This window comes from Janibacter zhaoxuefangae, assembly GCF_050271985.1.
GTDB lineage: Bacteria > Actinomycetota > Actinomycetes > Actinomycetales > Dermatophilaceae.
The window spans coordinates 2,782,326-2,790,027 of the sequence record NZ_CP189849.1; the positions used below are offsets into that span (position 1 = coordinate 2,782,326).

The 7,702-nt window shown below is 68.8% G+C and carries 10 protein-coding genes; 2 read left to right on the forward strand and 8 right to left on the reverse strand.

Annotated elements, in window-relative coordinates; genetic code table 11:
• The first annotated feature begins 83 nt into the window (after positions 1–83).
• Together trxB and trxA are read left to right on the forward strand one after the other, a co-directional pair.
• On the forward strand, positions 84–1,016 hold the full coding sequence (gene trxB / locus ACQBAS_RS13135; RefSeq protein ID WP_427384248.1) for a thioredoxin-disulfide reductase: 933 nt from the start codon (positions 84–86) through the stop codon (positions 1,014–1,016).
• A 56-nt stretch (positions 1,017–1,072) separates the two neighbouring features.
• Positions 1,073–1,396: a thioredoxin gene (trxA, locus tag ACQBAS_RS13140; RefSeq protein WP_427384249.1), complete on the forward strand. Its 324-nt coding sequence runs from the start codon at positions 1,073–1,075 to the stop codon at positions 1,394–1,396.
• Between the two features lie 102 nt (positions 1,397–1,498).
• Here trxA and ACQBAS_RS13145 read toward each other — a convergent pair whose 3' ends face one another.
• The 8 genes from ACQBAS_RS13145 to rpmH form a co-directional block, all read right to left on the reverse strand.
• Positions 1,499–2,662 (reverse strand): ParB/RepB/Spo0J family partition protein, encoded by a 1,164-nt coding sequence (locus ACQBAS_RS13145; protein ID WP_427384250.1) that lies wholly within the window; start codon positions 2,660–2,662, stop codon positions 1,499–1,501.
• A gap of 62 nt (positions 2,663–2,724) precedes the next feature.
• On the reverse strand, positions 2,725–3,804 hold the full coding sequence (locus ACQBAS_RS13150; protein ID WP_427385645.1) for a ParA family protein: 1,080 nt from the start codon (positions 3,802–3,804) through the stop codon (positions 2,725–2,727).
• Positions 3,805–3,995: 191 nt separating this feature from the next.
• Entirely contained in the window at positions 3,996–4,667 is a 672-nt protein-coding gene (rsmG, locus tag ACQBAS_RS13155) for a 16S rRNA (guanine(527)-N(7))-methyltransferase RsmG (protein ID WP_427384251.1), read from the reverse strand.
• Positions 4,668–4,694: 27 nt separating this feature from the next.
• Entirely contained in the window at positions 4,695–5,306 is a 612-nt protein-coding gene (locus ACQBAS_RS13160; protein ID WP_427384252.1) for a protein jag, read from the reverse strand.
• A 104-nt stretch (positions 5,307–5,410) separates the two neighbouring features.
• Complete coding sequence (gene yidC / locus ACQBAS_RS13165) at positions 5,411–6,382, reverse strand: membrane protein insertase YidC (RefSeq protein WP_427384253.1); 972 nt, start codon at positions 6,380–6,382, stop codon at positions 5,411–5,413.
• 72 nt (positions 6,383–6,454) lie between these two features.
• The gene (yidD, locus tag ACQBAS_RS13170) at positions 6,455–6,691 is read right to left on the reverse strand and encodes a membrane protein insertion efficiency factor YidD (protein WP_427384254.1); all 237 of its coding nucleotides are present in this window, start codon (positions 6,689–6,691) and stop codon (positions 6,455–6,457) included.
• The gene (gene rnpA, locus ACQBAS_RS13175) at positions 6,688–7,065 is read right to left on the reverse strand and encodes a ribonuclease P protein component (protein WP_427384255.1); all 378 of its coding nucleotides are present in this window, start codon (positions 7,063–7,065) and stop codon (positions 6,688–6,690) included. The genes yidD and rnpA overlap by 4 nt, the downstream gene beginning before the upstream one ends.
• A gap of 13 nt (positions 7,066–7,078) precedes the next feature.
• Positions 7,079–7,216, reverse strand: a complete 138-nt coding sequence (gene rpmH / locus ACQBAS_RS13180) for a 50S ribosomal protein L34 (protein ID WP_427384256.1) — start codon at positions 7,214–7,216, stop codon at positions 7,079–7,081.
• Positions 7,217–7,702 lie beyond the last annotated feature (486 nt).

Here is a 7,702-nt window from a genome sequence, read left to right on the forward strand (position 1 = left end):
ACATCTGGCCCCTACGATGGGTTGTCACCGGTGCACCACATCATGTGGTGTGCCATCTCCTTCTCGACCACGAGGACTGCTCCGTGAGCTCTGACGTCCGCAACGTCATCATCATCGGCTCCGGCCCCGCCGGCTACACCGCCGCGGTCTACGCCGCCCGCGCCAACCTCCAGCCCCTCCTCTTCGAGGGTGCCGTCACCGCCGGCGGCGCGCTGATGAACACGACCGAGGTCGAGAACTTCCCCGGTTTCACGAAGGGGATCATGGGGCCGGACCTCATGATGAACATGCGTGAGCAGGCCGTCCGCTTCGGCGCGGAGGTCGTCACCGACGACGTCACCGCCGTCTCCCTCGACGGCGAGATCAAGACCGTCACCGACGGGGAGGGCGTGACGCACTCCGCCCGCGCCGTCATCCTCGCCATGGGCTCGGCCTACCGCGAGCTCGGCCTGCCCGACGAGAAGCGGCTCTCCGGTCACGGGGTGTCGTGGTGCGCCACCTGCGACGGCTTCTTCTTCCGCGATCAGGACATCATCGTGGTCGGCGGCGGCGACTCCGCGCTCGAGGAGGCCACCTTCCTCACGAAGTTCGGCAAGAGCGTGACGATCGTCCACCGCCGCGACGAGTTCCGCGCCAGCAAGATCATGGCCGAGCGTGCCCTGGCCAACGACAAGATCACCGTCGCGTGGAACAGCGCCGTCACCGCCATCCACGGCGAGGACAAGGTCACCGGCGTGACCCTCACCGACACCGTCACCGGCGAGACGCGCGAGCTGGCAGCGACCGGACTCTTCGTCGCCATCGGCCACGACCCCCGCAACGAGCTCGTGAAGGGGGTCGTCGACCTCGACGACGAGGGTTACGTCCTCGTCGACGGCCGCTCCACCCGGACCAACGTCGAGGGCGTCTTCGCCTGCGGCGACCTCGTCGACCACACCTACCGCCAGGCCATCACCGCAGCCGGCTCCGGCTGCTCCGCGGCCCTGGACGCCGAGCGGTTCCTCGCCGGCCACTGATCTGGCCTCATTCGGCCACCCACAGACCACCACAGCACCCCAACACAGGAGGAAGCATGGCTACCAAGGCCACCACCGACGCCACCTTCGAGGCTGACGTCCTCAAGAACGACAAGCCCGTCCTCGTCGACTTCTGGGCCGAGTGGTGTGGCCCGTGCCGCGCCGTGGGCCCGGTCATCGAGGAGATCTCCAACGAGCACGGCGACAAGCTGGACGTCGTCAAGCTCAACACGGACGAGAACCCCACGACGACGATGCAGTACGGCATCACGAGCATCCCCGCGATGTACGTCTACCAGAACGGTGAGGTCGTCAAGCAGATCATCGGCGCCATGCCCAAGCCGAAGCTCCTGCGCGAGCTCGCCGACTTCATCGGCTGAGCCTCTCCGGCACGACGAAGCCCCGACCCTCCTTCACGGAGGGGCCGGGGCTTCGTCGTGTGTCGAATTCCGTTGTGGGGCAACGCTTTTCGCCCCGACAGGTCAGTCCTCGGACGGTGCCAGTTCGTCCTCGGCCACGCTGACGCCCATCGCCCCGAGGATGCGGTGCAGGTCCTCGACGGAGGCGAACTCGATCGTCATCTTGCCCTTGCGTTGGCCCAGGGAGATCTTGGCGCGAGTCTCGAGGTGGTCGGAGATCCGCATGGCCACGTCGTCGAGCTGCGGGTGACGCCCACCGGGGCGAGGAGCTGCCCGGCGGGCCTTCTCCGGAGCGACGCCCATGGCGACGATCTCCTCGACCGAGCGCACGGAGAGTCCCTCGGCGACGATGCGTTGAGCGAGTCGCTCCTGGGCGGCGCCGTCCTCGAGGGAGAGCAGGGCCCGGGCGTGTCCGGCCGACAACACACCGGCCGCGACGCGGCGAGCGACGAGCGGGGGCAGGCGCAGGAGGCGGAGCGTGTTGGAGATCTGGGGGCGCGAGCGGCCGATCCGGCGCGCCAGCTCCTCCTGAGTGCAGGAGAAGTCGTCCAGCAGTTGCTGGTAGGCGGCAGCCTCCTCGAGCGCGTTGAGCTGGCTCCGGTGGAGGTTCTCCAGGAGGGCGTCGCGCAGGAGGTCGTCGTCCTCGGTGTCCTTGATGATGGCCGGGACGGTCTCCTTGCCGGCCTCACCGCTGGCTCGCCAGCGCCGTTCACCCATGATGAGCTCGTAGGTGGCGCCGTCGACCGGCCCGCCGGGGATCGTGCGGACCACGACGGGCTGGAGGACGCCGATCTCGGTGATGCTGTGCACCAACTCGGCCATGTCGTCCTCGTCGAACACGGAGCGGGGCTGCTTCGGGTTCGGCCGGATGCTCGTCAGGGGCAGGTCGGCGAAGGTCGCTCCCGGCACCGGAGCGAGGGCGCCGGAGGCCTCGGTCGAGGACGTCTCGACATCGCCGGCGGACGACGCCGAAGGGGTGTCGTTGCTGGTCAGAGACCTGTCGGCGCTCAAGGGACCCTCGGCGGTGACGGCATCGGCCACGCCCTCACCCTGGGGCACACCGAGGGGAGACGTCGCCCGGGCAGCGCTCTCGTCGGTCGCCAGAGCGACCCCCGCCGTCGGGCTGTCACGGAAGAAGATGTCCGCCGGGCGGCTGGCGCCCGGAGTCGTCTGGTTGGGGATCAGCGCCCCGAGGCCTCGGCCGAGGGCACGTCGCTTCTCACTCATGCGGACATCCTTTGTCGGTGTTTCACGTGGAACGGGGGTCGGGGAGGTCGTGGCGGACACGGCTACTGCGCCCGGTCCGCGGGGAGCTGCGCACCACGATCGGCGATCTCGCCTGCGGCCTCGCGGTAGCTCAGCGCACCGGTGCTCTGCGGGTCATACGTGATGACCGTCTGACCGTGGCTCGGAGCCTCCGAAATGCGCACGGAGCGGGGCACGGTCACCTTGAGCACCTGGTCGGGGAAGTGGGTCCGCACTTCCTCGGCGACCTGGGCCGACAGCCGGGTGCGGGCGTCGTACATCGTCAACAGGATCGTGGAGACGTGCAGGTGCTGGTTGAGGTGCGCCTTGATCATCTCGATGTTCTTGAGGAGCTGGCTGAGGCCCTCGAGGGCGTAGTACTCGCACTGGATCGGGATGAAGACCTCCTCGGCCGCGACGAACGCGTTGACCGTGAGGAGTCCCAGACTCGGCGGGCAGTCGATGAGGACATAGTCGGGGACCGGGGCACCGACCGCCTTCCGATCCGCGAGGTACCCGTCGATCGCCTTACGGAGGCGGGTCTCACGGGCCACGAGGGAGACGAGTTCAATCTCGGCGCCCGCGAGGTCGATCGTGGCGGGCACGCACCACAGGCCGGGGATGTCCGGGCACTCCTGGACGACATCCGCGATGGGCGTGCCCTCGACGAGGACGTCGTAGATGCTCGGCACCTCGGCGTGGTGGTCGATCCCGAGGGCCGTGCTGGCGTTGCCCTGCGGGTCGGTGTCGATGACGAGGACGGTGAGGCCGGCATCGGCCAGCGCGGCCGCGATGTTGACGGCCGTCGTCGTCTTGCCGACGCCACCCTTCTGGTTCGCCACCGTCATCACGCGCGTGCGGGCGGGCTTGGGGTGGACGCGCCCGGCGAGCGCCTGGCGCTTGCGCGTCACATCCGCCACGGCGGCGAGGATGGGGGTGTCGTCGATCATGGGTGGCTCCACTCGGTTCGCGTCCTCGTTCGCCTCGGCAACGGGTGCCGTTTCACGTGAAACGGGGCGGCCGTCGGGCCATGCGGCACCAAGGGCGCCTCCCGGCTCGATCCGGCCGGTCCCGAGCCAGCCCACGGACGTGGCCGTGTCACCCTTCCGTGCAGGCCATCCCATACCGGTTTCGACGGTCAGGCGGGATTCCGCGGCAGTCACACGTGTACCTCATGGTGGGGAGCGGGGGGTGCCTCCATCCAACACCCTCGGACCACGACTCGCCAAAGCGATGACTCCGCCGTCGCGCATCGACACGCGAAGGGGCCCGTTTCACGTGAAACGAGCCCCTTCGTGCGCCTGGGTCGCGCGGGTCAGCGCGTCGTGGAGCGTCCCGAACGTCCCTTGGACGGTATGGCTCCGGCCACGAGCTCCACCGTCAGCGTGGGCTCCTCGAGCACGGTGCTCCCGTGGGAACGGACGCTGCTGTCGACCACACCGAGCTTGGCGAGGGAGGCACGCTCCTCGTCGAGCTCCTCCTGGGCACTGCGCCCCTTCATCGCCACGAGCCGGCCGCCCGGCTCGGTGAGGGGCAGGCACCAGCGCGCCAACTTGTCGATCCGCGCCACGGCGCGGGCCGTGGTGAAGGGGGCACTCAGTGAGCCCGCGAACTCCTCGGCCCGGCCGCGGTGAACGGTGACGTTGTCCAACGCGAGCAGCGTGACCGTCTCGCCGAGCCACGTCGTCCGCCGGAGCATCGGCTCCACGAGATGCAGGTCGAGGTCGGGGCGGGCGATGGCCAGGGCGATGCCCGGCAGACCAGCACCGGACCCGACGTCGATGACCCGAGCGCCCTCGGTGAAGGAGTCCTCGATGACCGCGCAGTTGAGGACGTGACGCTCCCACAGGCGCGGCACCTCCCGCGGGCCGATGAGTCCGTGCGTCACGCCGGTGTCGGCGAGCACGGCGACAAACTGCTCGGCACGCGCAAGGCGCTCACCAAAGAACTGGTGAGCGCCCTGCGGTGCGTCGGGGACGTCAGGCACGTCGAAATCCACGTTTCACGTGAAACGTCATGCCGGGAGGATGACGACGTAGCGGCGCGGCTCGACACCGTTCGACTCGGATCCGAGCCCGGCCGCGAGGACCTCGTCGTGCACGACCTTCCGCTCGAAGGCGGACATCGGCTCGAGCGACTTCTGCTCGCCACTGTCCTTCACCTCGGTGATGGCGGCGCGGGCAATCTCGACGAGAGCGGCTCGCCGCGCGGCGCGGTGGCCAGCGACGTCCAGCATCAGGCGGCTGCGCTCACCGGTGGCCGCCTGGACGGCGAGGCGGGTGAGCTCCTGCAGGGCGTCGAGCACCTTGCCGTCGTCGCCGACGAGGCGGCGCGGGACGCGACCTTCCTCGGAGTCCACGATGGACACGGCCGCGCGGTCGCCGTCGACATCGAGGTCGATGTCGCCATCGAGGTCGGCGATGTCGAGCAGCGTCTCGAGGAAGTCGGCCGCCACCTCGCCCTCACGGTCGAGCAGCGCGCGGCGCTTGCCCGGAGTCGGCGGCGCCGGGGTCTCAGTGGCGTCGCTCTCCACGGCGTCGGTGGACGCCGCGTCGGTGGCGGCATCGGCCGCCGCGTCCGTCCCGTCGACAGCATCGACGACGAGGTCGGTGTTCTCTTCGCTCATGTTGCTTCTCCTGTGGCTGTGGAGCTCACGGCTCCGGGGCGAGCGACCCGGCACGGTGGCCGGGTCGTCGCGAGGACTGAGGGCCGGCTCGCGCCGGCCACGGGCTACTTCTTCTTGTTGCGCTTCTTGCCCTTGGGCTGCTGGCGCTGGCCGGACACCTTCTCGTGCAGCTCCTCGGCCATCTCCTTGTCGTGCTCGAGCTCGTGGCGCTGCTCCGGGGTGTCCGGAACGAGGCCCTTGCGGGCGCGACGCTCATGCATGGCCGCCTCGGCCTTGGAGCCGGGGGCCGGCATGCGACGGATGACGTAGAACTGCTGGAGCATCGACCAGAGGTTCGTGACGAACCAGTAGATGAGGACACCGATCGGGAAGTTCACGCCGGACACGGCGAAGATGATCGGGAAGAGGTAGAGCAGGATCTTCTGCTGCTGCGCGAACGGGTTGTCCAGCGCGCTGGCCGGCATGTTCTTGCGCATCAGCTGGTACTGCGTCGTGAAGGTCGTGACCGACATCAGGATGATGAGGACGACCGTGACGAGCTGCACCTGGACGCTGTCGGCACCGATGAACTTCTCGGACAGCTGCGCGCCGAAGATCGTCGAGCTCTCCGCCTGGGCGGCGAGTGTCCGGCTGATCGGTCCGATCGGGTCGCGGTCGCCGCTCGCGATGCCCTCGAGGCCGTTGAGGACGCGGAAGAGGCCGAAGAAGAAGGGGGACTGCACGAGGATCGGCAGGCACGAGGCGAAGGGGTTGGTCCCCGTCTCCTTGTAGAGCGCCATCGTCTCCTCCGTCATCTTCTGACGGGACTCCGGGTCGCTCTTGCCCTTGTACTTGGCCTGGATCTTCTGGATCTCGGGCTGCACGAGCTGCATCTTGCGCGAGGCGTGGATCTGCTTGACGAAGAGCGGGATGAGGGCGGCGCGCATGACGAGCACGAGGCCGACGATGGACAGGGTCCACGTCCAACCATTCGCCGCGGGCAGGCCGATCGCCGTGAGCGCCGAGTGGAAGCCGTACATGATCCACGCGACGATCAACTCGAACGGGTAGATCAGGCTGCTGAAGAAGTCTCCCATGCTGTCCTTCTCATAGAGCGGTGGACGAGGTCCGCCGCGGGTGGGCGCGAAGGTCGCGCGCCTGGTTGGTGGTCACGATGCCATCGGGACGTGGTCGACGCCGCCCGGCGCCCAGGGATGACACCTGAGCAGACGTCGGACGGCGAGCCAGGTTCCCTTGATGGGTCCGAAGCGCTCGAGCGCCGTGACGGCGTACGCCGAACACGACGGGTAGTACCGGCACGTGGGCGGCAGCAGCGGTGAGATGAGGAGTTGGTAGCCGCGGACCAGCCAGATGAGCGGCTGTGCGAGGATCCGGGTCGGGCTCATGAGTCACGTCCCGACCGCTGGCCGAGTCGGCGCACGAGCTCGTTGACAAGGCGCTCGAGGTCACGGCCCAACTCGATCGAATTCGCTTGTGCCGCAGCGGGATTCGCGCGGACGACGAGGTCGGTGCCGTTCGGGACCGACGCGAGGAGGGGCCTCATTTGCTCACGGAGGCGACGCTTCGTGCGGTTGCGCACGACGGCGTTCCCCACGGCCTTGGACACAACAAAACCGACTCGCGGCGGGTGACCCGCTCGCTCGTCGGTCTGGTTGGCGTGGACCACGATGAGTCGTGACCCCTTCCGCGCTCCCTGGTGAGCCCGAACCGTCGCCGTGAAGTCGCCACTGCCCCGAAGGCGGTGCGCTGCCGACAACACGGCGGGCGCGGTCTCAGGCGGAGAGCTTGGTGCGGCCCTTGCCGCGGCGCGCGGCCAGGATGGCGCGGCCGGCGCGGGTGCGCATGCGCAGGCGGAAGCCGTGGGTCTTGGCCCGGCGACGGTTGTTCGGCTGGAAAGTACGCTTGCTCACGATCGTTCTCCGTTGGTCTCGGTCCGTCGACGTGGTGTCGTCGGACCATCGCTGTCACGCTGAGTCCGGATGCTCCCGAAGGGGGTCCGCGGCTTCGGTCGCCATCGGAAACCCGCGTCGTCGCCACGAGGGCGGGTCACGGGCATGCGAAAGCGGCCGACAGGCCGGGGTCAACGGTACGGCAGTCGCGCGAGGTGAGTCAAAACGCGCAGCCCCGCCCACCGGGCTGACCCGAACCCCGCAGACTCCCACGCCCGACGGCTCGACGAGAGCCGACACGCCGGTGGTCGCACGGTTCGTCGTGGGAACTCGTCGGCTTCCACTTGCCGCGATGCGATGGAGGTTGTTAGCGTCACACCTCCGACCCCCACACGAGGACTGCCCACAGCATGTGGACAAGTCTGTGGGCACTCGGAAAAGCGCAGGTCAGGGGAACCCCGGGCCGATGACGGTTCGGATTGAGGTGCGGCTGTGGCGGATCCCGAC

Excerpts from the sequence above, each read along its gene's own strand:
- yidD (WP_427384254.1), bottom strand. The coding sequence starts at position 6,691 with ATGAGCCCGACCCGGATCCTCGCACAGCCGCTCATCTGGCTGGTCCGC.
- ACQBAS_RS13150 (WP_427385645.1), bottom strand. The coding sequence starts at position 3,804 with ATGGGATGGCCTGCACGGAAGGGTGACACGGCCACGTCCGTGGGCTGG.
- ACQBAS_RS13145 (WP_427384250.1), bottom strand. The coding sequence starts at position 2,662 with ATGAGTGAGAAGCGACGTGCCCTCGGCCGAGGCCTCGGGGCGCTGATC.
- ACQBAS_RS13160 (WP_427384252.1), bottom strand. The coding sequence starts at position 5,306 with ATGAGCGAAGAGAACACCGACCTCGTCGTCGATGCTGTCGACGGGACG.
- yidC (WP_427384253.1), bottom strand. The coding sequence starts at position 6,382 with ATGGGAGACTTCTTCAGCAGCCTGATCTACCCGTTCGAGTTGATCGTC.
- trxA (WP_427384249.1), top strand. The coding sequence starts at position 1,073 with ATGGCTACCAAGGCCACCACCGACGCCACCTTCGAGGCTGACGTCCTC.